The sequence below is a fragment of the Robiginitalea sp. genome, from assembly GCF_982776155.1.
The window spans coordinates 103,962-129,880 of the sequence record NZ_CEXZKX010000006.1; the positions used below are offsets into that span (position 1 = coordinate 103,962).

Annotated in this window: 26 protein-coding genes; 18 read left to right on the forward strand and 8 right to left on the reverse strand. The window is 56.7% G+C overall.

Annotated elements, in window-relative coordinates:
• Nucleotides 1-267 precede the first annotated feature (267 nt).
• Nucleotides 268-663: a pyrophosphohydrolase domain-containing protein gene (locus AC3DKS_RS11525; protein ID WP_015754202.1), complete on the forward strand. Its 396-nt coding sequence runs from the start codon at nt 268-270 to the stop codon at nt 661-663.
• Nucleotides 664-667: 4 nt separating this feature from the next.
• Here the strand turns inward: AC3DKS_RS11525 and AC3DKS_RS11530 are convergent, their stop codons facing one another.
• Entirely contained in the window at nt 668-1,735 is a 1,068-nt protein-coding gene (locus AC3DKS_RS11530) for a branched-chain amino acid aminotransferase (protein ID WP_015754203.1), read from the reverse strand.
• A gap of 105 nt (nt 1,736-1,840) precedes the next feature.
• On the opposite strand from AC3DKS_RS11530, the gene AC3DKS_RS11535 reads away from it, so the two are divergent.
• From AC3DKS_RS11535 to AC3DKS_RS11575, 9 genes are all read left to right on the forward strand, one after another.
• Nucleotides 1,841-2,329: a DUF4920 domain-containing protein gene (locus AC3DKS_RS11535; protein ID WP_148214317.1), complete on the forward strand. Its 489-nt coding sequence runs from the start codon at nt 1,841-1,843 to the stop codon at nt 2,327-2,329.
• A gap of 1 nt (nt 2,330) precedes the next feature.
• The gene (gene mnmC2 / locus AC3DKS_RS11540; protein WP_015754205.1) at nt 2,331-2,993 is read left to right on the forward strand and encodes a tRNA (5-methylaminomethyl-2-thiouridine)(34)-methyltransferase MnmC2; all 663 of its coding nucleotides are present in this window, start codon (nt 2,331-2,333) and stop codon (nt 2,991-2,993) included.
• A 101-nt stretch (nt 2,994-3,094) separates the two neighbouring features.
• A complete protein-coding gene (locus tag AC3DKS_RS11545; protein ID WP_272607953.1) occupies nt 3,095-4,000 on the forward strand; it encodes a TIGR01777 family oxidoreductase in 906 nt (301 codons plus the stop codon).
• Nucleotides 4,001-4,087: 87 nt separating this feature from the next.
• Complete coding sequence (locus tag AC3DKS_RS11550; protein ID WP_015754207.1) at nt 4,088-4,678, forward strand: nucleotide exchange factor GrpE; 591 nt, start codon at nt 4,088-4,090, stop codon at nt 4,676-4,678.
• Nucleotides 4,679-4,682: 4 nt separating this feature from the next.
• Nucleotides 4,683-5,798, forward strand: coding sequence for a molecular chaperone DnaJ (gene dnaJ / locus AC3DKS_RS11555; protein ID WP_015754208.1), 1,116 nt, complete (start codon nt 4,683-4,685; stop codon nt 5,796-5,798).
• A 276-nt stretch (nt 5,799-6,074) separates the two neighbouring features.
• Nucleotides 6,075-7,010, forward strand: coding sequence for an ABC transporter ATP-binding protein (locus AC3DKS_RS11560; RefSeq protein ID WP_272607954.1), 936 nt, complete (start codon nt 6,075-6,077; stop codon nt 7,008-7,010).
• Nucleotides 7,003-8,343, forward strand: coding sequence for an ABC transporter permease (locus tag AC3DKS_RS11565; RefSeq protein ID WP_015754210.1), 1,341 nt, complete (start codon nt 7,003-7,005; stop codon nt 8,341-8,343). Before AC3DKS_RS11560 ends, AC3DKS_RS11565 begins: the two co-directional genes overlap by 8 nt.
• Nucleotide 8,344: 1 nt before the next feature.
• Entirely contained in the window at nt 8,345-9,301 is a 957-nt protein-coding gene (locus AC3DKS_RS11570; RefSeq protein WP_015754211.1) for a mechanosensitive ion channel family protein, read from the forward strand.
• A 148-nt stretch (nt 9,302-9,449) separates the two neighbouring features.
• Nucleotides 9,450-10,613, forward strand: coding sequence for a sigma-54-dependent transcriptional regulator (locus AC3DKS_RS11575; RefSeq protein WP_474731775.1), 1,164 nt, complete (start codon nt 9,450-9,452; stop codon nt 10,611-10,613).
• Nucleotides 10,614-10,630: 17 nt separating this feature from the next.
• Here the strand turns inward: AC3DKS_RS11575 and AC3DKS_RS11580 are convergent, their stop codons facing one another.
• Complete coding sequence (locus AC3DKS_RS11580) at nt 10,631-11,338, reverse strand: hypothetical protein (protein ID WP_041327076.1); 708 nt, start codon at nt 11,336-11,338, stop codon at nt 10,631-10,633.
• A gap of 186 nt (nt 11,339-11,524) precedes the next feature.
• Here AC3DKS_RS11580 and AC3DKS_RS11585 point away from each other — a divergent pair, with 186 nt between their 5' ends.
• From AC3DKS_RS11585 to AC3DKS_RS11595, 3 genes are read left to right on the forward strand one after another with little or no spacing between them, the layout of a single operon-like run.
• The gene (locus AC3DKS_RS11585; protein WP_272607955.1) at nt 11,525-12,472 is read left to right on the forward strand and encodes a PPK2 family polyphosphate kinase; all 948 of its coding nucleotides are present in this window, start codon (nt 11,525-11,527) and stop codon (nt 12,470-12,472) included.
• A 20-nt stretch (nt 12,473-12,492) separates the two neighbouring features.
• Entirely contained in the window at nt 12,493-13,938 is a 1,446-nt protein-coding gene (locus tag AC3DKS_RS11590; RefSeq protein WP_272607956.1) for a M20/M25/M40 family metallo-hydrolase, read from the forward strand.
• Nucleotides 13,939-13,976: 38 nt separating this feature from the next.
• Nucleotides 13,977-14,909 (forward strand): peptidylprolyl isomerase, encoded by a 933-nt coding sequence (locus AC3DKS_RS11595; protein WP_272607957.1) that lies wholly within the window; start codon nt 13,977-13,979, stop codon nt 14,907-14,909.
• Nucleotides 14,910-14,911: 2 nt separating this feature from the next.
• Here AC3DKS_RS11595 and AC3DKS_RS11600 read toward each other — a convergent pair whose 3' ends face one another.
• A complete protein-coding gene (locus AC3DKS_RS11600; protein WP_272607958.1) occupies nt 14,912-15,550 on the reverse strand; it encodes a peroxiredoxin in 639 nt (212 codons plus the stop codon).
• Nucleotides 15,551-15,714: 164 nt separating this feature from the next.
• Here AC3DKS_RS11600 and AC3DKS_RS11605 point away from each other — a divergent pair, with 164 nt between their 5' ends.
• Nucleotides 15,715-16,257 carry a YfiT family bacillithiol transferase gene (locus tag AC3DKS_RS11605; protein ID WP_015754219.1) on the forward strand — a complete coding sequence of 181 codons (543 nt, stop codon included), beginning with the start codon at nt 15,715-15,717 and terminating at the stop codon, nt 16,255-16,257.
• A 37-nt stretch (nt 16,258-16,294) separates the two neighbouring features.
• On the opposite strand, the gene AC3DKS_RS11610 is transcribed toward AC3DKS_RS11605, so the two are convergent.
• Both AC3DKS_RS11610 and AC3DKS_RS11615 read right to left on the reverse strand, forming a co-directional pair.
• Nucleotides 16,295-16,825 (reverse strand): GNAT family N-acetyltransferase, encoded by a 531-nt coding sequence (locus AC3DKS_RS11610; protein ID WP_272607959.1) that lies wholly within the window; start codon nt 16,823-16,825, stop codon nt 16,295-16,297.
• A 40-nt stretch (nt 16,826-16,865) separates the two neighbouring features.
• The gene (locus AC3DKS_RS11615) at nt 16,866-17,429 is read right to left on the reverse strand and encodes a thioredoxin family protein (RefSeq protein ID WP_272607960.1); all 564 of its coding nucleotides are present in this window, start codon (nt 17,427-17,429) and stop codon (nt 16,866-16,868) included.
• A 115-nt stretch (nt 17,430-17,544) separates the two neighbouring features.
• Between AC3DKS_RS11615 and AC3DKS_RS11620 the strand changes: the two genes are divergently transcribed.
• From AC3DKS_RS11620 to AC3DKS_RS11630, 3 genes are read left to right on the forward strand one after another with little or no spacing between them, the layout of a single operon-like run.
• On the forward strand, nt 17,545-17,856 hold the full coding sequence (locus AC3DKS_RS11620; protein WP_015754222.1) for a hypothetical protein: 312 nt from the start codon (nt 17,545-17,547) through the stop codon (nt 17,854-17,856).
• A 9-nt stretch (nt 17,857-17,865) separates the two neighbouring features.
• A complete protein-coding gene (locus AC3DKS_RS11625) occupies nt 17,866-18,783 on the forward strand; it encodes a bile acid:sodium symporter family protein (protein WP_272607961.1) in 918 nt (305 codons plus the stop codon).
• On the forward strand, nt 18,780-19,820 hold the full coding sequence (locus AC3DKS_RS11630) for a lysophospholipid acyltransferase family protein (protein WP_272607962.1): 1,041 nt from the start codon (nt 18,780-18,782) through the stop codon (nt 19,818-19,820). The genes AC3DKS_RS11625 and AC3DKS_RS11630 overlap by 4 nt, the downstream gene beginning before the upstream one ends.
• 23 nt (nt 19,821-19,843) lie before the next feature.
• On the opposite strand, the gene AC3DKS_RS11635 is transcribed toward AC3DKS_RS11630, so the two are convergent.
• From AC3DKS_RS11635 to AC3DKS_RS11645, 3 genes are all read right to left on the reverse strand, one after another.
• On the reverse strand, nt 19,844-22,372 hold the full coding sequence (locus tag AC3DKS_RS11635; protein WP_474731779.1) for a M14 family metallopeptidase: 2,529 nt from the start codon (nt 22,370-22,372) through the stop codon (nt 19,844-19,846).
• A 194-nt stretch (nt 22,373-22,566) separates the two neighbouring features.
• Nucleotides 22,567-22,938 (reverse strand): PUR family DNA/RNA-binding protein, encoded by a 372-nt coding sequence (locus AC3DKS_RS11640; RefSeq protein WP_015754227.1) that lies wholly within the window; start codon nt 22,936-22,938, stop codon nt 22,567-22,569.
• Between the two features lie 75 nt (nt 22,939-23,013).
• Entirely contained in the window at nt 23,014-24,768 is a 1,755-nt protein-coding gene (locus AC3DKS_RS11645; protein WP_272607964.1) for an ABC transporter ATP-binding protein, read from the reverse strand.
• A gap of 162 nt (nt 24,769-24,930) precedes the next feature.
• Between AC3DKS_RS11645 and nusB the strand changes: the two genes are divergently transcribed.
• Complete coding sequence (gene nusB, locus AC3DKS_RS11650) at nt 24,931-25,875, forward strand: transcription antitermination factor NusB (RefSeq protein ID WP_041327631.1); 945 nt, start codon at nt 24,931-24,933, stop codon at nt 25,873-25,875.
• The last annotated feature ends 44 nt before the right edge of the window (nt 25,876-25,919 follow it).

Sequence of the window (25,919 nt, forward strand, 5' to 3'; positions counted from 1 at the left end):
CACGGCGGGTGCCTAATTTTTGAGGATATACTTAAGAAGGAGCAAAAGGATTATGAAACTGATAAAGAGTAAAAGCACCCAAATGGTGCCTTTATATTGCTTCCGGAGCCATTTCCTGTCGCGCCGGTACATCACAATCAAAACCCCGACGAAAGCGACGAAGAAGAGCGAGGCGAAGATCATTTGCCCGGGGCTGAACATCTTGTTAATTTTAGCGCAAATTTACGCGAATTCCATTCATTAACCATCCAAATACCCCATTCATTGATGAAACACCAACTAAATGCCGTTGCCGAATTCCATCGGGCGTTCGGGCTTGGCATATCGGAGGAGCCCCGGGCGGACCTCGGGGAGGAAACCAACCTGCTCCGCTTCCGGCTCATGCAGGAAGAGAACGAAGAATACCTGGAGGCAGCCGCCAACGGCGACCTGGTGGAAGTAGCCGACGCCCTGGGGGATATGCTCTACATCCTTTGCGGTACCATCCTGGAGCACGGCATGCAAGAGAAAATCGAGGAGGTGTTCGATGCGATCCAACAAAGCAACATGAGCAAGTTGGGGGCGGACGGGAAGCCGATTTACCGCGAGGACGGCAAAGTCCTGAAGGGGCCCGGATATTTCAGCCCGGACATCCCCGCGGTTCTCAACGGGTCCGGCCAATAAGCGGTTACCCCAGCGGGTAGCGCCAGCCAAACGGATCTTCCGCCCGGTTGTACTGGATATCCGTGATACGCTTCTTGAAATGCGCCGCGTAGCTGTCTTCCGGTTCCGGCAGTTCAAAGAGTTCATCCCGGTAGCCGAAACTGCTGATCGGCGAGACCACTGCTGCCGTCCCGGCACCGAACATTTCCCGAAGGGAACCGTTTTTCGACGCTTCGACTACTTCTGCAACCCTGATCTTGCGAACTTCCACCGGGATACCTTCTGATTCCGCCAACTGGAGGATGCTTTTCCGGGTAATCCCGTCGAGGATGCGGTCGCTGGTGGGGGCCGTCATCAACGTATCCCCGATCCGCACAAAAATATTCATCGCCCCGGCTTCTTCGATGTATTCATGCCGGTGGTCGTCCGTCCAGATAACCTGCTGGAATCCATCCCTTGCCGCCAGTTGGGTGGGGTAGAACTGCCCCGCGTAATTTCCGCCGGCTTTGGCAAACCCGGTTCCCCCGTCAGCTGCGCGGGAATAAGCTTCCTCGATCTTAACGCTGACCTTGCCGGAGAAATACGACCCGGACGGGGCGCATGCGATGATAAATGTGAACGCGTCGGCCGGGGAGGCGTGAAAACCCGTCCCCGAGGCGAAGATAAACGGCCGGATGTACAACGAACTGCCGGATTGGCCGGGAATCCAGTCGCGATCTACCTCCAACAGGGCCTTGAGGCCTTCCATAAACAACCCGTCGGGGAGTTCCGGGATGGCCATCCGGGATGCAGAAATATTCAACCGGCGCTGATTTTCCTCGGGGCGGAACAGCCAGGCTTTGCCATCTGAATCCCTGTACGCCTTCATCCCCTCAAAAACGCTTTGTCCGTAATGGAAGATTTTTGAAGCGGGGTCGAGGGTCAGGGGGCCGTAGGGAACGACTTCGGCTTGTTGCCACCTGCCCTCCCGGTAGGTGCAGCGGAACATGTGGTCGGTAAAGACGCTGCCGAATGCCAGATTGTCAAAATCGACCTCAGGCAGTCGGGATTTATCAACTCGTTTTACAGGGATCTCATTGATTGTGATGCTCATAACGTGGGATTCAGGTGGTAAAATTACGGAAATATCTTTAGGGGTGCTTTCTTTTTTCGCCCGAAATTGCGGACTTTTGGAGTCGAAAATAAAAACCTGCTGGCAATGAGAAATCCATATATGTATTGCGCCTTGCTCCTCGTACTGCTGGTGCCCGGGAGCGCTTTCACCCAATCCGGGGCCGATTTTCTGGCCGTCGGGGCCCCGATAGCTGAGGCCCGGGCGATCGGGGCGGACGATGCCCCCGAAGCTGCCCGGCTTTTTGACGGGCTGCAGGCCCGCGATTCCGTGCGTTCCGTCTTCCGCGCCCGGGTGGTGGACGTTTGCCAGGCCAAGGGTTGCTGGATGCGCCTTGCCCTGCCGGAAGGGGAACCGGTCATGGTTCGGTTTAAAGACTACGGTTTCTTTGTGCCGAAAGATATCGCCGGGCAGGAAGTTGTGGTTAGCGGGGTGGCCTTTATTTCGGAGGTTTCTGAGGAAGAGCGCCGGCACCTCGCGGCGGATGCAGGGAAACCGGAGGAGGAAATCCGGTTGATCCGGGGGGTGTCCCGGGAGCCTGGATTCGAAGCAGAAGGCGTACGTATCTATCATTGAGGTGGAACGCCGCATCATCCGGACTTCCGACGGCTCCCGTACCATCCAAATTCCCGGGTGGCAGGAGCAGTACCATTCGCTCCACGGTGCCCTGCAGGAGTCTCTCCATGTTTTTATCGCCAACGGGCTCGCCCGGTACGCATCCCGACCCTTGCGCATCCTTGAAATGGGTTTCGGGACCGGCCTGAATGCCCTGTTGAGCCTGCTTGAGGCCCCCCGTCGCGGCTTGCAGCTGGAATACACCGCCCTGGAGGCCTATCCGGTTACCCGGCAGGAATGGCAGGAGCTGGACTACGGGAGCCTGTTCGACGATCCGGAGGCGGGAAATCTTTTTAAAAGCCTCCACGAGGCTCCCTGGGAAGCCCCGACGCCCGTCACTCCTTCCTTTACCATTCAAAAATTGCAGGCTAACCTGCTGGAGTTTTCTGCATGCGATGCCTTTGACCTGGTTTACTTCGATGCCTTCGGGGCGCGGGTGCAACCGGAACTCTGGACCGAAAAGGTTTTTCAATCCATGTATGAAGCGCTGTCGGAAGGCGGTTGCCTGGTGACATATGCGGCCAAGGGCAGTGTACGGCGGGCCATGCTCGCCTCGGGGTTCCGCGTGGAGCGACTGCCGGGCCCGCCGGGCAAACGGGAGATGCTCCGGGCCCTTAAACCGTAAGCGGGGGCAGGGAGTTCCGCCCGTCCGGGGGAATGTTAAATCGGCATTAAATGCGGCACGTTCCCGGCCCAAAACCAGTACTTTTGGGTCAAATTCTCAATTTGAAAGTACTGATTACAGGAGCTACCGGTTTGGTTGGCACCGCCATTACCAGGCAGTGCCGGGAGGCCGGTGTGGACGTACATTACCTCACGACCCGACAGGAGAAGATCCGGGAGGAACCCGGGTATCGGGGATTTCTCTGGGACCCCGCCCAACGGACGCTCGACCCGCGGAGTTTCGACGGCGTACAGGCCGTAATCAACCTCGCAGGCACGTCCATTTCCCAGCCCTGGACCCCTTCCAACAAACGGAAAATCCAGCAGAGCCGTGCAGACAGCCTGGACACCCTGTTCCGGCATATGAAAACCAACGGCAAGGGCCAGGTGGAATATCTGGTCTCCGCCTCGGCCATCGGGATTTATGGACATTCCTTTACGGACTATCATATGGAATCCTCCACCCATACGGGGGAAGGTTTCCTGGCGGAGACTGTGCGGCAGTGGGAGGATGCCGCCCGGGCGTTTGAGGCTCTTGAAATGCCATGCGGGATGCTTCGCCTGGGCCTGGTCCTTGCCGACGAAGGAGGTGCGCTTCCCCAGATTGCACGACCGGTGCGATTTTATGCAGGCGCCCCCCTGGGTTCCGGCCGGCAGTGGCAATCCTGGATCCACCTGGAGGATGCGGCAGCCATGTTCCTGTTTGCTGTCCACCAGCAACTGGAAGGGGTGTATAACGCGGTGGCCCCCAACCCGGTTACCAATGCCAAACTCACCCGGCAGGTAGCCGAAGTACTCAATAAGCCCATCTGGTTGCCCCGCGTTCCGGCAGCCATACTGAAATTGCTCATGGGGGAACGGGCCGAACTGGTACTGGGCAGCCAGCGCGTTTGCGCCGACAAAATTAAGATGGAAGGCTTCACCTACACATTTGCCAACCTGCGACCTGCCCTGGAGGACCTCCTGTAGTTTTTTCGTGACATTTTGACATTTTCGTGGAATTGGCAGTACTTTTGCCGCTCAGAAATGGAAAATCAAGGAAAAGCAGCACGTACTATGAGTAAGGATATCGACCAGCAGGAAGACTTGCAGGCGGAACAGCAGGAACGGGAAATCGATCAGCAGGACGCCGCGGAAGCCCGGGATGCCTCCGGGGAAGGTGGAGACGCCTCGCAAGATAAGCAGGAGGAGGAAGCCGGGGAGCTGGAATCCCTGCAAAAGGAGCTCACTGCAGAGAAAGAGAAATTCCTCAGGTTGTTTGCCGAATTCGAAAATTTCCGAAAACGCACGGCGCGGGAGCGCACCGACATGTTCCGGACCGCCGGCCAGGATGTTATTGTCTCTTTGTTGCCGGTTCTCGACGATTTTGACAGGGCCATGAAAGAACTGAACAAGTCCGGGGACGAAGCCGCACTGCAAGGGGTTGCGCTCATTCACAACAAATTCAAGGAAACCTTAAAGAGCAAAGGCCTGGAGGAGATTTCAGTGGCCGAAGGGGATACCTTTGACGCCGATGTGCACGAGGCAGTTACCCAAATACCCGCACCGGATAAAAGCTTGAAAGGCAAGGTGGTGGATGTAATCGAAAAAGGCTTTACCCTGGGAGACCGCGTCATCCGGCACCCCAAGGTGGTCGTAGGAAACTAAGATTATGAAGGAGGACTATTACGAATTACTGGGCGTTTCCAAAGGAGCTACTGCAGCCGAAATCAAAAAGGCATACCGGAAGAAGGCTATTGAATTTCACCCGGACCGCAACCCCGGCGACGCCACGGCCGAGGAGAATTTCAAGAAGGCGGCAGAGGCCTACGAGGTGCTCAGCGACCCGAATAAACGGGCGCGGTACGATCAGTTCGGCCACCAGGCCTTCGAAGGCGGCGGCTTTGGCGGTGGCGGCATGAATATGGAGGATATTTTCAGCCAGTTCGGGGATATCTTCGGCAGTGCCTTCGGCGGCAGCGGCTTTGGCGGCTTCGGCGGTTTCGGCGGCGGACAGCGGCGCGTTAAGGGAAGCAACCTGCGCATCCGGGTAACCCTGGACCTGGAAGAAGTTGCCCTGGGGGTTGAAAAGAAAATCAAGGTCAAGCGGAAAGTCCAGGCCCCGGGGGTAACCTACAAAACCTGCGGGACTTGTGGCGGGAACGGCCAGGTGACCAAGATCACGAATACGATCCTCGGCCGGATGCAGACTGCGGCCACCTGTACGGCCTGCGGGGGCAGCGGGCAGGTTATCGATTCCCGGCCGGACGGGGCGGACGCACACGGCCTGGTGATGCAGGAAGAAACCGTTTCGATCAAAATCCCGGGAGGGGTTGAATCCGGGATGCAGCTAAAAGTATCCGGCAAGGGGAACGATGCCCCCGGCAACGGGGTGCCCGGCGATTTGCTGGTGGCCATCGAAACCCGGGAACACCCAACCCTGAAACGGGAAGGCGACAACCTGCATTACGACCTGTATATCTCCATGCCGGATGCCGTTTTGGGCACCTCTAAGGAAATCGATACCATCGGGGGCAAGGTGCGGATCAAACTCGAACCGGGCATCCAATCCGGGAAAATCCTCCGGCTCCGCAACAAGGGGATCCAAAGCATCAATGGCTACGGTGCCGGCGACCTGCTGGTCCATGTAAACGTTTGGACGCCCAAGGAACTCAGTAAGGAGCAACGGGAGTTTTTTGAAAGGATGCAGGAGGACGACAAATTTGCGCCGAAACCGGAAAAATCCGATAAATCCTTCTTTGAGAAGGTGAAAGATATGTTCTCCTAGCGATATTTTGAGGGCATTTTAAAATAAAAATGTATATTTGATTTGATATTGGGACTCCAATATTAATTTTCTTTTTCATAGCAATTTTTTTCCCATCCCTGAAACGCCTTTCGGGGATGGGTTTTTGTTTTATGGGAGCAGGCCCCTGAACGCTTCGGTTACCGCGCCCCTCGCAGCCTGGGGAAGCGCGTCCCGCCAATTGGGTCTGCGGTGCCTCAGGGTTTATTTCCTAGCCCGCGAATGCCTATATTTAACGCCCGGTAAACATCGCCCCGCATGAGCAGCATTCTTTCCATACGTGAGGTCAGCAAATCCTATGGCCCGCACAAAGCCCTGGACCGGGTTTCCCTGGAAATTCCCGAAAATCGGATTTTCGGGCTACTCGGGCCCAACGGGGCCGGGAAAACGACGCTGATCCGTATCATCAACCAAATCCTGGTGCCGGATGCAGGGAGCGTATTGCTGGACGGAAAACCGCTCCGGCCGGAGCACGTGGCCCAGATTGGGTACCTCCCGGAAGAACGCGGGCTGTACAAGAGTATGAAAGTGGGGGAACAGGCACTCTACCTCGCGCAACTCAAGGGGTTGAGCCGCTCCGAGGCGCGCAAACGCCTGCAGTACTGGTTTGAAAAACTGGAAATTGGCGACTGGTGGGGAAAAAAGGTGCAGGAACTCTCCAAGGGGATGGCCCAGAAGATACAATTCATCGTCACGGTACTCCACCAGCCGAAACTCCTTATTTTCGACGAGCCTTTCAGCGGCTTCGACCCCATCAATGCCGCCCTGATCAAGGATCAGATCCTGGAGTTGCGGGAAGCGGGCGCCTCCATCATTTTTTCTACCCACCGGATGGAATCGGTAGAGGAATTATGCGAGTATATCGGCCTCATCCATCGTTCCCAATTGATCCTGGAAGGCCGGTTGTCGGACATCAAGAAAGCGTATAAACAGAATCGGTTCCGCATAGAATGGGCTCCGGAGCGGGCGTCTGTTGCCCCGGAGAACGTCCTGAACGGCACCCCGGTGGAAACCGCGCGATTCGATCCGGAGGAACAGGTGTGGGATTTCACGGTACGCCTGCCGGATGCAGCCAGGAAAGGGCTGCTGAACGCCCTGTCCGAAAAAGGGAGCATCACCTCCTTTCGGGAACTCGTGCCGACCGCCAATGATATATTTATAGAAACCGTTCAAAACAAGGAGGCTAATGGGTAAGATCGGCCTGATTATCCGGAGGGAATACCTCGCAAAGGTTCGGAATAAGTCGTTCGTGATCATGACGTTCCTGAGCCCAATCCTCCTGGTGGGCATGATTGTCCTGATCGCCTACCTCACCAAGGTGAACGACAATGAAAAACGCCAGGTGGCCGTGCTCAACCAGAGCAGGTTCTTTACCGATGCCTTCCTGCCCCAGGCGGGGGTTTCCTTTATCCGGTTTAACGACCTCACCCTGGAGGAGGCCAAGGACAGTACGCTCTCCATGGGATTTTACGGCCTGCTCCACCTGCCGGACCGGCAAGACCTGGTTGCCGTTACGGAAGACGCCTTCCTCTATACACAGGACGCGCCCTCTACCTCCGTACTGGAACAGGTGGAGGCGGTTTTTGAAGATGGGTTGCGGGCCCACCGGCTGCAGGAACTGGGCGTGAGCCCCGAACAGTACGCCCGGGTGCGCAGCAGCTATGAAATCCACACAGCTACTTTTGCCGGGGAGCGAAACGCCAAGGGAATCAACGAGTTCAAGGCCCTTGTCGGCGGGGCCTTCGGCTACCTGATCATGATGTTTATCATCATCTACGGCGGGTTTGTCATGCGGTCGGTCATCGAGGAAAAGACCAGCCGGATCATCGAGGTTATCATCTCCTCGGTAAAACCCTTCCAATTGATGCTCGGGAAAATCATCGGAACCTCCCTGGCAGGGGTTACCCAGTTTCTGATCTGGATTCTTTCGGCTTCCCTGCTGATGGTCCTCGTCTTATTGTTTTTGGATATCGACCCGGGAATATTGCTCGAATCCCGCGGCATGCCCGGCGGCCTGGATGCCGGCATGGCGTCCGGCGCCTTCCCGGCGGACGAGACGAGCCGGATGATCCTCGAGGAATTCCTCCAACTGCCCATGGGCCTGCTCATCGGGTTTTTCCTGATCTATTTTATCCTGGGATACCTGATCTACAGCTCCATTTACGCCGCTATCGGGGCCGCTGTGGACAACGAAACGGATACCCAGCAATTTATCTTCCCCATCATTTTGCCGCTGATGCTCGCCATCTATGTGGGCTTTTTTTCGGTGTTTTCCAACCCGCACGGCCCGATAGCTGTTGCTTTTTCAATCTTCCCGCTGACGTCGCCCATTGTGATGCTGATGCGGCTGCCCGGGGGTATTGGGGAAGGGGGCGTGCCGCCCTGGCAACTGGTCGCTTCCCTGGCTTTGCTGGCGGGCACCTTTCTGGGCATCGTGTGGCTGGCGGCCAAGATTTACCGTACCGGGATTTTGATGTACGGCAAAAAGCCGACGTACCGCGAATTGTTCCAATGGTTAAAATACTGAGATGATGCAGGAAAATACAGAACCCGTAGCCGAGCCCGTGAAGGAATTTTTCAAGGAGGACCTCTGGGACGCCGCCAGGGAGTTCCTGAATTACGGCCTCCACTTTGGGGAAGGTGATAATTCCGTCGACATTACCATCGGCCTGCTGCTGTCGCTGACTCTGGCACTGGTGGGCACCACCCTGGTACTCCGCTGGATGCGCAACCTGTACTCCCGTAAAATGGAACAGGAAGACCGGATGAAATTCATCAGCGTCTTCAAGTATTTCCGGTATGGCATCTACCTGGTAGTGGTCCTGCTGACAGTAAGCGCTGCCGGCATCGATATCACGCTGCTGATCACCGCCTCTGCGGTCCTGTTTGTGGGTATCGGCCTCGCTTTGCAGGAGTTTTTCCAGGATATCATCGGGGGGATCATGATCCTGGTGGATAAATCGCTCCATGTGGGGGATATCGTGGAAGTAGACGGCAAGGTGGGCAAGGTTTTCGAAATCAAGTTGCGCTCCACCCGGGCCCTGACCCGGGACGACAAGGTCCTGGTGATCCCGAACCACAAGTTTATGAGCGAGGTCATCTACAACTATACCCAAAACCACCGGATGACGCGGGAAGCGGTCCGGGTGGGGGTGGCCTACGGCAGCGATGTCCAGCGGGTCACTGAATTGCTGCTCGAGGCCGCCAGGGAGCAAAAGGGCGTACTCAAAAACCCGAAACCTTTTGTGACTTTCGACGATTTCGGGGATTCCGCCCTGTTGTTTGCCATCCATTTCTTTACCAACGACGCCTTTACCGACCCCCGGGTGAAGAGCGATATGCGGTACCGGATCGATGCGCTCTTCCGCGAAAACAGGATAACTATCCCATTCCCCCAACGGGATGTGCACTTTTTTGCCCATACGCCCCTCTCGGTCCGGGAAGACGGGCAGGGACCCGCGAATGCCCCTGAGGGCAGTGCCTGATGCACGCGGCAGGCCGGGAGCAAGGGTTAAGGACGCTGCGGCAGGTTTCCTTTTATTGCTTCCTTAACAATCTTCCGCATCCCAGGCGTTATATTTACATTGAAACCGGGCGCCATCGCGTCCACAGAATGCAAGCAAACATTTGTTTATGGCCAGAATACTCGTAATAGAAGACGAAGCCGCCATCCGGCGCGTATTGGTGAAGATCCTCACCGAGGAAAACGACGCCTACCAGGTGGAGGAGGCAGAAAACGGGGCGGAAGGCCTCGAAAAATTGAAGAAACAGGAGTACGACCTGGTCCTCTGCGATATCAAGATGCCCAAGATGGATGGGGTGGAGGTGCTGGAAGCCGGCAGGAAGAGCAAGCCCGAAACGCCGTTTATCATGATTTCCGGTCACGGCGACCTGGACACCGCGGTGCAGACCATGCGCATGGGCGCGTTTGACTACATCAGCAAACCCCCGGATCTGAACCGCCTGCTCACGACTGTGCGGAATGCGCTGGACCGCAAGGAGCTCGTGGCCGAAAACCGGATCCTCAAGAAAAAAGTCAGCAAAAACTTCCAAATGATCGGGGAGAGCGATGAGATCCACGGCATCAAGGAAATGATTGACAAAGTGGCCCCCACCGATGCCCGGGTCCTGATCACCGGGTCCAATGGTACCGGGAAGGAACTCGTCGCGCACTGGATCCACCAGAAAAGCCCCCGCAGCAGCGCCCCGTTTGTGGAGGTGAATTGCGCCGCAATTCCCTCGGAACTCATCGAAAGCGAGCTATTCGGCCATGTCAAAGGCGCCTTTACTTCGGCAGTCAAGGACCGGGCGGGGAAATTCGAGGCGGCCAACAAAGGCACGCTGTTCCTCGACGAGATCGGGGACATGAGCCTTTCGGCCCAGGCCAAGGTATTGCGGGCCCTGCAGGAAAGCAAGGTATCCCGGGTTGGGTCGGACAAGGATATCAAAGTGGATGTCCGGGTGGTGGCCGCGACCAACAAAGACCTGCAAAAGGAAATTTCGGAAGGGAAGTTCCGGGAGGACCTCTATCACCGCCTGGCGGTAATCCTGATCCGCGTCCCGTCATTAAATGACCGCCGGGAGGATATCCCATTGCTCATCGATCATTTTTCGGGTAAGATTGCCGAAGAACAGGGTACGGCCCCGAAAGGGTTTACGGAGAAGGCCATTAAATTATTACAGGATTACGACTGGACCGGAAATGTCCGCGAGCTGCGGAATGTCGTGGAGCGCCTGGTGATCCTCGGCGGCAAAGAAGTCAGCGAGGAGGATGTACGGCTTTTTGCAAGCAAATAGGCGTCCCGGGCAGGCCTTTATCGGGCCGTATTCTCCGGACACCCTTCCAACTTCCGCAGCGCATCTTCAGTGAGTTCCTTGGTGCGGTAATTGTAGTAGCGCTTGGCGCGCGTCAGGTCTTCGCGGAGCAATTGCCTTTCGCAGTGGTCGTAGATTCGCCGCACGAATTCAAGGGCTTCCCGGCAGGGCACCCCGGAAACGACATCGGCAAGTGATTCCCGGTACGCCTGCAGGGATTCGTCGATCTGCTGTTCAATCTTGCGGGCGGCATCCGGATCGTCCCCAAAGGTAACGCGGGCTGGCTGCTCGCCGGTATTCATGGCCAGGACATCGCTGTCATACGGGCTGTCGTGGAGCTCGTCGTGGAGCTCCAGGGCTTCCTCCCCGGCCAGGGCGCCATTCAGGGCCCGTCGTACCAGGATACGGGTGCCTTCCAGGGAATTGACCCGGGTGGCGAGCTTCAGGTTATCCAGGCTTTCAAAAATATGTTTTTTGGCGTAGTCGCATCCGCAGTCCTCAAATTGCGTCCGGGATTTTTCCATCGTGTTTATCGCCTTGTAGGCGTGGTATCGCGCCAGGGGGAGTTCTTCGGCTTTCAGGGAATTTCGAAGGTGGGTTTCCACAAAACCGATCATGGAACCGGCATCCATACATCCGGGGGATGCATGGGCGGCAGCCGTCATCAATAAGCTGCCCAAGACAACTGAGAGAGTCCTGATAGTCATAGCGTAGGTTTATAAGTGCCACCAAGGTGGCGATTTGGGGAAGATAAAGATAGGGCGTGCGGCAGGTGCTGCCCGCTTTTTTCGTCCAGCGGGCCAAAGTTTGGGTTATCCCGCAATCCGCATCGTCCAACGGTATAAATTCCCCGGGGAATTGCCACAGACCGCCAATTATTCTATATTAACCCCATGAAGGACATCTACGCAAAGGATTACCTGGCAGGGAGTGATTTTACACTCCGCAAGGGCGATACCCACGAAGACCTGGGCATGTCGGACCGGGAGCTGAAAAAGGCCCTCGCCAGGATCCGCAAAAGGCTCGGAAAATTCCAGGACACACTCTATGCCCATGGCAAATACGCCGTACTGGTCTGCCTGCAGGGGATGGATACGGCCGGGAAGGACAGCCTCATCCGGGAGGTATTCAAGGATTTCAACGCCCGGGGGGTGGTGGTCCACAGTTTTAAGGTGCCCACAGAACTCGAGCGCAAACACGATTACCTTTGGAGGCATTACATCGCCCTGCCTGCCCGGGGGAAATTCGGGGTGTTTAACCGGACGCACTACGAAAATGTCCTGGTGACACGCGTCCACCCGGAGTACATCCTGGGGGAATACCTGCCGGATGTGCAGTCCGTGGCGGATATTGACGACGCCTTCTGGCGCCGCCGCTTTGAACAAATCAATAATTTCGAAAAGACCCTGGCTGAGAATGGAACGCTCATTTATAAGTTCTTTTTGAATATATCCAGGGAAGAGCAGCGGCAGCGCCTGCTTCGCCGGCTTCGCCTGAAGGAGAAAAACTGGAAGTTTTCCCCGGGCGACCTGGAGGAACGGCAACTCTGGGATTCCTACCAGGAATGCTATCAGGATGCCATCCGCCGCACGCATACCGATGTGGCCCCCTGGTATGTTATCCCCTCGGAAAACAAACGGGCCGCCCGCGTAATCGTCGCCTCCATCCTGCTGGAGACCCTTACAGCTTTTGAAGATATCCGCGAGCCGGAACTGCCGGACGACGTCAAGGAACACCTGCATACCTACCGGAACCAGCTCCTGGCGGAAGCACCGGGCCAGGCAGCCCCTGGCAAGGCAGCCCCTGGCGAGGATAACCCGGCCGAAGATCAACCCCGTTAATTCTTAAATTCATATTCCAGATGCATACGACCCCTCCGTTTACCTTGTTCCCCGGCAGCAGAAACTGGAAGTCCGCGGCGCTGGCAGCCGTGTTATTCCTGGCCGGACTGAGCCTTTCCGGCCAGTCCGCCGATTCCCTGCAAATACGAAAAATCTTTGACGAGTCCCTGCTGCGGGGCCGTTCCTATGACTGGCTGAACCACTTGTCCAACCAGATAGGCGGTCGGTTATCCGGGTCGGTACAGGCCAAACAAGCCGTGGAATACACCAAAAAAGAGCTGGAGGCGCTGGGCCTGGACCGGGTCTGGCTGCAGCCGGTGATGGTCCCGAAATGGGTCCGCGGCACTTCCGAGTTCGCCTATATTGAGAGCGAGCCCGGAAATACGAACAACGTCCCGATATGCGCCCTGGGTGGGTCCGTGGCCACGCCTGTCGGTGGCATCAAGGCAGGGGTGGTCGAGGTGCAGGGCATTGAACAGCTGCAGCAGCTGGACCGGGAAGAGGTGGAAGGGAAGATCGTCTTCTTTAACCGCCCGATGGACGCTTCCCTGATCAATACATTCCAGGCCTACGGCGGATGCGTGGACCAGCGCCATGGAGGGGCCGAGGCGGCTGCGCGCATGGGGGCGGTGGGGGTCATTGTCCGATCGATGAACCTGCGCCTGGACGATTACCCGCATACGGGTTCGATGAGCTACGGCGACCTTCCCGAGTCCCAGCGCATCCCGGCGGCGGCTATCAGCACCAACGGAGCGGAATTGCTCAGCACCACACTGAAACTCAACCCGGGAATCAAATTCTTTTTCCGCCAGTATTGCCGGCAGATGGCCGATGTACTGTCCTATAACGTGATTGGGGAAATCCGAGGAAGCGAATTCCCGGGGGAGATCATGGTTGTCGGCGGGCACCTGGATTCCTGGGACCTGGGCGACGGTTCCCATGACGACGGGGCCGGCTGCGTACAGAGTATGGAGGTGCTCCGCTTGTTGAAAGCTACCGGCTACCGGCCGAAAAGGACCCTTCGGGTGGTCCTCTTTATGAATGAGGAGAACGGCCTGCGCGGGGGCAATAAATACGCCCAGGAAGCACTGAATGCCGGGGAGAAGCACGTGTTTGCCCTGGAGAGCGACGCAGGGGGCTTTACCCCGAGGGGATTTTCGTTTGATTGCACCCCGGAAGCCTTTGACAGGATTGTCGCCTGGAAGCCCCTGTTCGAACCTTACCTGATCCACCAGTTTATTCGCGGGGGCAGCGGTGCGGATATCGGCCCGCTGAAACCCCAGGGCCTCGTCTTATCCGGACTCCGCCCGGATTCCCAGCGGTATTTCGACCACCACCACGCCGAGACGGATACCTTCGAGGCCATTAACCGGCGGGAACTCGAACTCGGGGCGGCGGCCATGGCCTCCCTGGTGTACCTGTGCGACCGGTACGGCCTGCCGGACCAGCCCGGCCTTAGGAAATAGGCCTTAAAGCCCTATATTTGCGGCTTAAATCCAGAGACATGCAAGAAGGCATTTACGCTAAATTCCATACGACGCGGGGGGAGATCCTCGTAAAACTCACACACGAAAAAACACCCGGGACGGTGGGCAACTTTGTGGCCCTCGCCGAGGGCGACCAGCCCAATTCTGCCCGGGATGCCGGCAAACCGTATTACGACGGTCTGAAATTCCACCGGGTCATCCCGGATTTTATGATTCAGGGCGGCTGCCCGTCGGGTACCGGTACCGGTGACCCCGGTTATAAATTCGACGACGAGATCCACCCGGATCTCAAACACAACCAGCCGGGCGTACTTTCCATGGCGAATGCCGGCCCGGGGACCAATGGCAGTCAGTTTTTCATCACCCATGTTCCCACCCCCTGGCTGGATGGGAAGCACACCGTTTTTGGCCATGTGGCTTCCGGGCAGGAGGTTGTGGACAGCATAGCGCAGGGCGACCGGATCGAAACCCTGGAAATTGTCCGGGTAGGGGATGCCGCTGAGTCCTGGGATGCACTGGCGGCTTTTGATGAATTCCGGGACGCGGCCAGAAAGAAGGAGGAAGCGGCCAAGGCCGAAATGGAACAACAGCTGGAATCACATGCCGAAGGGTTTGAAACCACCCCGAGCGGCCTGCGATACAAGATGCTGGAAACCGGTGACGGGGAGAAGCCCTCGCGGGGCGACCGCGTGGCCGTGCACTACGAGGGCAGCCTGTTGAACGGCACCGTGTTCGACAGCTCCGTTCGCCGGGGAGACCCCATTGAATTCCTCCTGGGCGAAGGCCAGGTAATCCCGGGTTGGGACGAGGGCATCCAATTGCTTCGCGTAGGCGACAAGGCGCGCCTGCTGATCCCGGCGGAACTCGCTTACGGTTCCCGGGGGGCCGGGGGGGTTATCCCGCCAAACGCCCCCCTGCTCTTCGATGTGGAACTCGTGGCAATCCGGTAATATTACGCCGTGGGGTCCGGGGTCAGCCGCAGGTAGGGCTTCACCTCTTTCACCCCTTTTTCGAATAGCGTTTTGGCCTCTTCCGTGGGGATGGACGGGCTCACCACCACATCCTGTCCGTGCTCCCAGTTCGCAGGGGTCGCAACCTTGTGGTAGGCGGTCAGTTGCAGGGAATCCACCACGCGGAGCAACTCGTAGAAGTTCCGGCCGGTGGATGCCGGGTAGGTGAGGGTCAGCTTGATTTTTTTATCGGGGCCGATGATATACACCGAACGCACTGTCAGGGTATCGTCGGCATTCGGATGGATCATGTCGTAGAGGTCGGACACTTTCCGGTCTTCGTCTGCCACAATGGGGAAGTTGACAGTAGTCTGCTGCGTTTCATTGATGTCTTTGATCCATTCGTGGTGGGACTCCGTACCATCCACGCTGAGGGCGATCATCTTGACATTGCGCTTGTCGAATTCCTCCTTGAATTTGGCGGCCGTCCCGAGTTCGGTAGTGCAGACGGGCGTAAAGTCTGCCGGGTGCGAAAAGAGGATGCCCCAGCCGTCGCCGAGGTAATCGTAAAAGTTCAGGGTTCCCATAGAAGTTTCCGCTGTAAAATCCGGGGCGGTATCCCCCAGTCTAAGAGTTGCCATATGATTTTGTTTTAGTGATTACTATTTACCCGATAAATTTACTAGATTGATGTTGGCATCCTGCTTGCCCGGGGGTTAAAGTTCTATTAAATTTACGGCTAAACCCCTGGAAACGGGATTGGAATTCCCCGCCCGATCCGCATAACCACAGAAACCGGAAAACCATGAATGAACAGGAACTCGAATCACTGCGATACCCGATCGGGCATTTCACCCCCCATGAGGCGGTCAGCCCCCGGCAGTTGTCCGATTGGATCGCCGAAATGGAAGCTTTGCCTACCAAACTGCGGGACGTAGTGTCCGCCTTGTCCGAAGACCAACTGGATACCCCTTACCGCCCGGGGGGTTGGACCGTGCGTCAGGTAGTGCACCACCTGGCAGACAGCCACCACAACAGCTATATACGCTTCAAATGGGGGCTTACCGAAGACACACCCACTATCAAGGCCTATGACGAGAAGGCCTGGGCGGAACTTTTCGATTCCCGGAAGGCACCGGTGGGCCCTTCCCTGGACCACCTGCAGGCCGTACACATCAAATTGGTTTATCTGCTCCGGGGTCTGGACAGCGGGCAACTCCGGCGTCAATTCATCCACCCGGACACGGGAAGCGCAACGACGCTGGAAGAGAATATCGGCCGGTATGCCTGGCACGGGAACCACCACCTGGCCCATATCGAAGCGCTGGTGGCCCGCATGGGGTGGTAGCCGCAAGGCCTGGCAGGCGCCCTGTCGAAGTGTCCAATCACACGTCCCTGCCCATCACCCACATGGCGGCTTCGGCGGGCAGTACCTCGGGGTAGGGAATGGAGGAATTGCCGATTTTTCGGAAACCGGCCTTTAGGTAAAATTCCCGTGCCGGGCCCTTGGCCATTGCTTTCAGCCAGATTCCGGCAAGTCTTGAGCGCCGGCAATAACCCAGGAGTTGATCCATTACGTGGGTACCGACGCCCTGGCCGGTATACGCTTTTTTCAGGTAGATCTTGTCGATAAAAAGGGAATTCCCCGGGTGGAAGCCCGGATACTTCGCCCCGGTGTTCACAACGCAGATGCCCGCCACGCCATCCGGGGTGCGGACCAGCCAGTGGCGAAATGCCGGGTCGGTCATTTCTTTGCGCACGATGGGCCCCCGCAGGTTGCGATCGATGTATGGCGCCGGGTTTCCATCCGGCCACAAATGGCAATAGTGATCCGTATAAGCCTGCACACCCGCGAGGAGGAATTCCCGGAGGGTGGCGGTTTCCAGGGATTCAAGGGATACGTCTTCGGATCTCAAAATCCCGTTTTGTCAGGGGGAAACCGGGAGGTCATGCGTTTTAAGATGCAGGTTTCCATTTAATATTGCAGCCGATACTGGGCTTCTGGTCGGCCGGGATGGATTCGCCGTTTAGCAGCGCCGTGATGGCCCCTTCCAGGTCTTTGCCGGTTACCGGGATCCCGTTTCCGGGACGGGAATCGTCCAGTTGCCCCCGATAGACCAGGTCGAGTTTGTCGTCGAACAGGTAAAAGTCCGGGGTGCAGGCTGCCTGGTAGCTGCGGGCAACTTCCTGGGAGGCGTCGTAGAGGTAAGGGAACGGATACCCCTGGAGCCGGGCATTTTCCTTCATTTTTTCCGGGCTGTCGTCCGGGTAGTTCTCCACATCGTTGCTGGATATGGCGATAAACGAGATCCCTTTGGGCATGTACTGGTTGGCCAGCCGGACCAATTCGCTGTTGACGTGCTTTACGAACGGGCAGTGGTTGCAGATAAACATCACCAGCGTTCCTTTTTCCCCCTGGAGGGATTGCAGGTCTCTGACCTGTCCCGAAACGGTGTCGGGGAGTTCAAATTCGGGTGCCCGGGTGCCGAGGGGCAGCATATTGCTGGGAGTTCGTGCCATAATTGCCTTTTTTCTGGGACCCTAAAGGTATGAATTAACTTGTTTTTTCTCGGAACTCTCCCTATATTCTTGGTGCGGGGAAGCCCCGGAATAGTAAACCAAAAACGCACATTCAGTGAAGGATAAACAGGCATATGACACGCTTTCGGAGGCCGTCGAGGCCCTTCAAAGCCAGGGTTACACGGAAAATCTCAACTATTGCGATACCGGGTTGGAAAACAAACGCAAATCCTGCGTGTACCCCGCGTCCGAACTGGAAGTGGCCCAGTTTTACCGCTTTGAGGGAAAGACCAATCCGGGCGATAACACGATCCTCTATGCCATTGAAACCTCGGACGGCCACAAAGGGCTCCTGGTGGATGCCTATGGGGCGTATACCGGCACCATCCCCCGGGACATCGTTAAAAAATTACGCATCGTCCGCTGAGACCGATCGATGGAAGTCCAGTTCGATCAGCTCCGGATCGCCTTTGACAGCGATAGCCTGTTCGCATTGAATTGCGCGCTTGCGCTGGTGATGTTCGGGATTGCCCTGGATATCCGCGTGGCGGGGTTTCGTTCGCTACTCAAATCCCCGCGGGCCCTCTGCGGCGGAGTTGCCTGCCAGTTTTTCCTCTTACCGCTCCTGACTTTTCTCCTCGTGTTATGGCTGCAGCCACAACCGAGCTTTGCCCTGGGGATGATTCTGGTCGCTGCCTGCCCCGGCGGGAATGTTTCCAATTTTATGACCCATCTGGCCGGGGGGAATACGGAACTTTCCGTCAGCCTCACGGCCATTGCCACCCTGATGGCAGTGGTAATGACCCCGCTGAACCTCGCTTTCTGGGGCGGTCAGTACGCACCGGCCGGCCAGATCCTGCAACAGGTACATATCAACCCGACGGAAATGGTGCAGCTCGTGGGCTTCCTCCTGGCCCTGCCCCTTTTGGCGGGGATGGGGCTCCGTCGCCTCCGACCGGGCCTGGCCCGGTCCCTGGCGCGGTATTTCCGGGGGGGCTCCCTGCTCTTTTTTATCGTTTTGGTGGGGATCGCCGTCTGGAAGGACCGTTCGGTACTGGCCCAGGCCCTGGGCCTGGTATTCGGGATGGTTCTCCTGCACAATCTGCTGGCCCTGGCCACCGGTTTCCTCACGGGAAAGGCACTGGGCCTGCGGCGTGCGGATATCCGGACCCTCACCCTGGAGACCGGCATTCAAAATTCCGGTTTGGGCCTTTTGCTGATTTTTACGTTTTTTGGAGGAATGGGGGGCATGGCCCTGGTGGCGGCGTGCTGGGGGATCTGGCACCTGGTCTCCGGCCTGTTGCTCGCCGGATATTGGGGCAGCAATCCACTCAAAAAACAACGTACCGCTTGAAGAAACTACTCTATTCCGTCCTGAAACCACTGATCCGGGCAGGTTTTTTCTGTTATTACCGGGAGGTGCGGATGATAGGAATGGAACGGGTTCCCCGGGACCGGCCGGTAGTCTTCCTCCCCAACCACCACAACGCCCTGCTGGACCCGCTGCTGATTGCCGCGTATATCCGGGGGCGCCGCCCGTATTTCCTCACCCGTTCCGATGTGTTTCAGGGGGGGCTGCTCGAATGGTTTTTCGATATGCTCCGGATGATCCCCATATACCGGTTGCGGGATGGCCGCGACACGCTCCACCGGAACGAGGAAATCTTTGAACGCTGCGCCGACCTGCTGGCCGCTAACGGGGACTTGTTGTTGTTCCCGGAGGCCAACCACAACCTGAAACGGCAGGTACGGCCCCTGAGCAAGGGGTTTACTAGGATTGTATTGCATACGCTGAAGAAGTATCCGGATACGGATTTGCACTTGGTGCCGGTCGGATTCAACTACCACCGGGCGGCGGGTTTCCCGGACCGGGTGGCCTGTTATTTCGGCGAGGCGCTTCCCGCGGCATCCTTCCTGAAAGCGGGCGATGAGCAACGGGTATCCCGGGAAATGAAATCGGCGGTCAGCTCCCGGCTGAAACAGCTCACCACGCATATCCCTCCTGAATGCGATTACGAGGCGACCCTTCAGGAACTCGAAGCCGATTCTCCGGACTGGTTGTTGCCGGGCCCGATCAACGACCGGCTGTCCGGTCATGCCGTGGAAATTCCGACCCATTCTAACCGGGAGGACGGCGTCCACAAAATCTGGGACTTCCTGTTTCGGGCGCTAAACCTGCCTGCCTGGTTGCTCTGGCGCTGGATTGCGGCAAACAAGGTCTGGGAACCCGAATTCATGAGCACCTTCCGGTATCTCTTCGCCCTCCTCGCTTTCCCGCTCTACCTGGGACTGCTCGCGGCGACGTTTGCCCTTACGGGTGCTCCCCCACAGGCATACTGGTGCCTCCCCGGGCTCTTCCTGTTCAATGTGCTGTACGTCAAGTTCCGCTGAAACGTTTCCACCGGTTCCCCTGCCTACATGATGTGGCCGAAGAAGATGGCGTTCATCAGCAGTTTGTTGGTCCCGTACCAAAAAGCGCGGAAATTCGTGTTGTCGGTAAACAGGATCACCCGGCCCTGCCCCATACGGTTCACCTTGAACGGGACACTTCCTGAAATCAGGGCAGCGTTCTCCTCGGAGATATACCCGCTTAGCAGCGGGTTGTCCGTATAGCGGATTGGGTTGTCAAAACTGTTTTTTTCCGGGTCCAGGTAGATGTTTGTGTTGCGGAACAGCGGGAGCCGGTTGTTCTTGTACCCCCAGCTTACAGGGTGCGACCGGTCCAGCCGGGCTTCAAATATGGCCCCCCCGGTAACCTGTGCCCCGAAAAATTCGTCCCGTTGGTCAAACCGCAGGTTTTTAGCCTGCAGGGTGGAATCTTTCCGGAAATTCAGTTTCATAAGTTCCTGGGAGTTGAACCAGTTTGCCACATTCCGGTACCCGATAAGTGTACCCCCTTCGCGGACCCATTCCTTCAGGGCTTTTGCAGCTCCTTCCCCTATGGCGCCGGAGCCCCAGGAGCTCGGGATAATAATATCCGTATAGCTGCTCAGGTCCGCCCGGCCCAGGTAGTCTGTGTCGATCTTTGTGAGTTTCATCTGGTAACGGGTATCGAACAGGTGCCAGATTTCCCCCGCGTCGTAAGACCGGATACCGTCGCCTACCAGGATGGCTACCTTTTGGGGCTTCAGCGCTTCAAACTCCCGACTCCCCAGGTCGATTCCCACCGTATGCCCGGTGTTGGCGGCATATACGGAAATCCCGCTTCCGGAAGCCGCGTTGCGCAGCAGGTCGTAGATGGCACCGGGATCCATGGACTGGTTCCGGGCCGGGACCAGGATGGTGCCGTAGTCGTATTTCCGGCCGTCCAGGGTGAACGGTTCCCGGGCTACTTTGGCGCGCAGCCCCTTGTTCAGGATGGTGTTCAGGAGTTTGGGCGTATAGTATTCGTGCCATTCGAACAGATAGGCATATTCGCTCCGGCTGTCGACGCCTCCGCCCAGGGGCGGCAAGTCGGTAATCGGCTCACCGGACTCCGGCAGGCTGTTGACCTGGGAGTAATCCAGGTTGAAAGAAAGGGGGAAGGTCCAGGCGGAAACGTCGTAGAAGAGGCTGTCTGTGAATGCAGTCCTCGTTTCGAACATCGCCCGGATTAGCTGCGGGTTCTGCTGTTGCAAGGGAACCACGTACCCGTGGCCTTCCGTATAGGTTTTGCCGCCGATGGTCTGCTGCCCGCGGATAGGCCGGACCTCGATACGGTGCCGGCGAAGGATTTCTGCCAGGTGGCGGGCCCTGGCCCCGTCCTTGGAATCGCCGAAGACATACCCACCCCGGTTGTTTTCCTCGCGCATCCCGGAGTAGAAATCCCGCTGGTAATCCAGCAGTTTTGTTCGTATGTTCCGCGCTGCCTCGATGGTGGAAAGGGCCGTGGTGAACTGGTTGCGTATGGTAAACGGGAAGGTGAGCAACCCGTTGTCGCTCTCCTGCACGTGCCCGCGGGAACTCGCCTGTTCAAAAAGGATGCCGATACTCCCGTTTACATCGGGAAAAGTAGAGCCCTTGCCGTAATAATAGTCGTCGTAATCTTCCTCCGAATAATACAGCGACCCGATCCGGTTCAGCGCCCGGATGTGGTAGGTCCCGATTTCGGCGGTGAGTTCCTGGTTCCGAACAGGCGTCAGGGGGTGGACCCGCGAGGGTTCCCCGGGCTGGAAGAAAAAAGTGCTGTTGGTGCCCATCTCGTGGTGGTCCGTCAGGATGTTCGGCTTCCAATCGTGGAACGTCTCGATGCGGGCGCGGCTTTCCGGGAGCTGTACGGGCAACCAGTCCCGGTTGATGTCAAACCAGTAGTGGTTTGTGCGGCCCCCTGGCCATACCTCATGGTATTCCCGTTCGTTTTCGTCCGGGTTGAGGTTCATGCTGCGGTTGGTGTTGGCCCAGTAGGCAAAGCGCTGCAACCCGTCCGGGTTGAAGCTCGGGTCCAGCAGGATAACCGTGTTGCGAAGCATATCCTCAATTTCCGGCCCCTGGGCAGCCGCCAGGTAATACGCATAGGCCAGGGATGCATTGGACCCGCTCGGTTCGTTTCCGTGGACGGAGAAGCCCTGGTAGACCACCACGGGCATATTGTCCAGGTCCAGGGATTCGGCACCTGCCTCGGTCAGCGCCACGTGTTGCCTGCGGATTGCTTCCAGGCGGTTGTGGTTTTCCGGAGCGGTAATCTTCAGCAGGATCAGGGGCCGGTCTTCAAAGGTGTTCCCGCGGTCCTCAATTTCAATCCGGTCGCTGACGGCGGCGAGGGTTTGCATGTATTGTACCAGTTTGTCGTGGGTGATATGCCATTCCCCAACCTGGTGCCCCACTACGGATTCGGGCGTGGGTATTTCCGCGTTGTATTCCATCCCGGAAGGAAGGTAGTATTCGAGCCCGGGTACTTCCTGGGCGTGGATGGCCATGAGGCCCAGACAGAAGGTAAGCAATCGGATTGCAAGTTGTCTCATCATGTGATTCGGATTAAAATTGGGGCTGGCCCCGTGTTTGAATTAGCAGGCCTAAAGATAAGCAGCCGGGGACGCAGCGCCAAACAGGGCCAGGCATTTCAAAGGGGTGCGGCGGGGAGGGGCTAAAAAAAAGGCCCTTGCGGGGCCTGTGGTATCTTTGTAAGCGGCATAAGTTTGCCGGAGGCGGTTTCCCGGGTTCAGATGTCGTCAAAATCCACATCGACGAATTTCCCGGTGCCTTCTGTGGTTCCGTTCTGGGAAGGCTCTGCCTGTTTGTAGTTTTTCTGGTGGCGTTCCGAAATGACTTCTTCCCCTTTTTCCTCGATGATGAAATCGGTCATCTCGCCGAGAATTTCCCGAAAGGCTTCGAAGTCTTCCTTATACAGGTAAATTTTGTGCTTTTTGTAATGAAAGGACCCGTCTTCGTGGGTGAATTTCTTACTCTCGGTAATTGTCAGATAATAATCCCCGGCACGGGTACTGCGAACGTCAAAAAAATAAGTGCGCCTGCCAGCGCGGAGTACCTTGGAATTAATTTCCTCCTGATCCATTAGGTCATTTTCACTCATCGTATGGTAATCTTAAGCAGTGGTTAGTTAAAGTCACCAAAAATGTGAAAAAAATGCTAATAGAACAACATTTTTCTAGTTTTCTTTCCCAGATAGCTGGTTGATATATAGCTCTTTGTAATAGCCTTCTGTTTCGAGGAGTTCACTGTGTGTACCCTGCTGGAGGATCCGGCCGTCCTCGAGTACCAGGATTTTATCTGCATTGATCGCCGAGGAAATCCGGTGGCTTACGATAATGGTCGTCTTGTCCCGGGAGGCCCGTTTCAGGTTGGCCAGGATGGCTTCCTCCGTTTCCGTATCCACGGCCGAAAGGCAGTCGTCGAACAGGTAGATAACCGGGTCTTTGATCAGGGCCCGCGCAATGGATACCCGTTGTTTCTGCCCTCCGCTCAAGGTGATTCCCCGTTCCCCCAGCACCGTTTGGTAACCTTTGGCAAAGCCCTCGATGTTTTTGTCGACCACTGCCTGGGCTGCTGCCTCCCGAATCTGTTCCAGACCGGCTTGTTCACGCCCGAAACGGATGTTGTTTTCAATGGTATCCGAAAAGAGGAAGGCGTCCTGGGGCACCGCCCCGATGGCAGACCGCAGCGAATCCAGGTTGATTTCCTCCACAGGCTTGTCGTCAATCCGGATGGTGCCGTCGTTCACGTCGTACAAACGGGCAATCAGGTCGAGTATCGTGGACTTCCCCGATCCGGTTTTCCCCAGGATGGTCAGCGTTTCCCCCGGGTTCACCGTAAAGGAGAGGTTCCTCAGGGCCCGGATACCCGTATCCGGGTAGGTAAAGCTCACGCGGTCGAATTCGATTTTCCCCCGGATAGGTACGAGGGGGGTGCCCGGGTCGGCAATGTCCGGTTCCTGGTCCAGGAATTCGTTGATCCGTTTCTGGGAAGCCTCCGCACGTTGTACGATGGAGGTGAGCCAGCCGACGATTGCCACCGGCCAGGTCAGCATGTTCACGTAAATGATAAACTCCAGGATGGTACCCAGGCTGCTGATTTCGCCCCGGAAATATTGCATGCCCCCGACGTAGATGACAAAGATGTTGCTCACCCCGATCAACAGGATCATCAGGGGGAAAAACCACGCATTTACCTTGGCCAGGTCCATACTCTTGTCCTTCCCCTCCAGGGCGAGGCTGCCCGCTTCCCGGTTAATTCGTGGCTCCATTGCATAGGCCTTGATTACCGAGATGCCTGAAAAGGACTCCTGGGCAAAGGTGGAAAGGGAGGAGAGGAATGCCTGAACCCGGGTGGAGCGCTGATGGATGATCCGGCTGATCCAGTAGATCAGCACGGAAAGTACAGGCAGGGGCACCAGGGCGTAAAAGGCGATGGTAGGGGCTTTGATAAACATCAGGGGGATCAGGCAGGCAAACAGCGTCAGCGTCTGGATCCCGTACATGATGGCCGGGCCCGCATACAGGCGTACCTGGCTGACATCCTCGCTGATGCGGTTCATCAAATCGCCGGTTCGGTTGCTTTTGTAAAAGTTCAGGCTCAGCCGCTGGTAGTGGTCGAACACCTCGTTTTTCAGGTCGTATTCGATGTAGCGGGACACATTGATGATGGTTTGCCGCATCAGGAAGGTGAAGAACCCGGATAGTAGGGCGGCCCCCACAATGATGGCGATGTATTCCAGCAGGTCGGACCGGGCCGCTTCCAGGGCCAGTTCCCCGGCGCTGTATTTTTCGACAACTTCAACGATATTCTTCACGTAGGAAGGCATCACCAGCTGGAAAACCCGCGCGATGATGGTGATCAGTACGCCCAGGAAAAGTTTTACCCAGTATTTCCGGAAATATTTGTTGAGATGCCTGAGTTCCTTCATGGATGCTTGGTCGCAGGCTGCGGGGAAAGCAGCAGCCTGCGGACAAAGATAGCAGATTGGTTCGGATGGTTGTGTTATAAATATGATAAGAAACCGGAAGGGGTGGCGCAACTCGGATGCAATGCCTATTTTTGCCCCAAGATTTTCAGCAAAGTTCTTTACATGCTAACGAGAAGGCAAATCCGGGTAAAAGTAATGCAGAGCATTTATGCGCTGACCCTGTCCCGGGACGGGTCTGCGGAAACACAGGAGAAATTCCTGAAAAAAAGCATTGGCCAGACTTTTACACTTTACGTAGTGATGCTCGCCCTGCTGCGTGAAATCCACCAGATGGCCCTGTCGCGGTCCGATAAAGGCCGCAAGAAGTACCTGAAGGAGGATGCATCCGGGCACCCCGGGCCTCAGGCCCTTGCCGCCAATCAGTTCCTGGAGTACCTCTCCGGCCATGCAGGCCTGGCTTCCGCCATCGACAAACGGAAACTCCGGCAGTGGTACCTCAACGAGGAATATGTGAAAATTGTCTACAGGCAATTGACCGAAAGCCCCGAGTACGCCTCATATGCCGCTTCCTCCTCCACCTGGGAAGGGGACCGGGCATTTGCTCTGACCATTTTCCGGGAATTCATCGCCCCGAACGACAAGATTTACGATTTTCTGGAAGACGAGGGGATCACCTGGGTAGACGATATCCCGTTGGTGAATACCTTTATCGTCAAACACCTAGGCAAACTCCACCAAGGGGCCCCGGAATCCTACCTGCTCCCCGCCCTCCTCAAGAATTCGGAGGACATGGAATTCGCCATGGACCTGCTTCGGAAAACCCTGAACAAGAACGCCGCCCTGGAGGCAGAAATTGAGGGGAAGACCCCCAATTGGGACAAGGAGCGGATAGCCGAAATAGACGGGATCCTGCTGAAGATGGGCATTGCGGAATTGCTGTATTTCCCCTCCATCCCGGAACGGGTAACCATCAACGAATACCTGGAGATCGCCAAGGAGTATTCCACCCCGAAGAGCAGCATTTTTATCAATGGCATCCTGGATAAGCTCATCCGCGAATACCGGGAGGCCGGAAGGCTTAAAAAAACAGGCCGGGGACTCATGTAATCAAATATTCCGTATTTTTGCATCTATTAATAAAAAAAACAGCA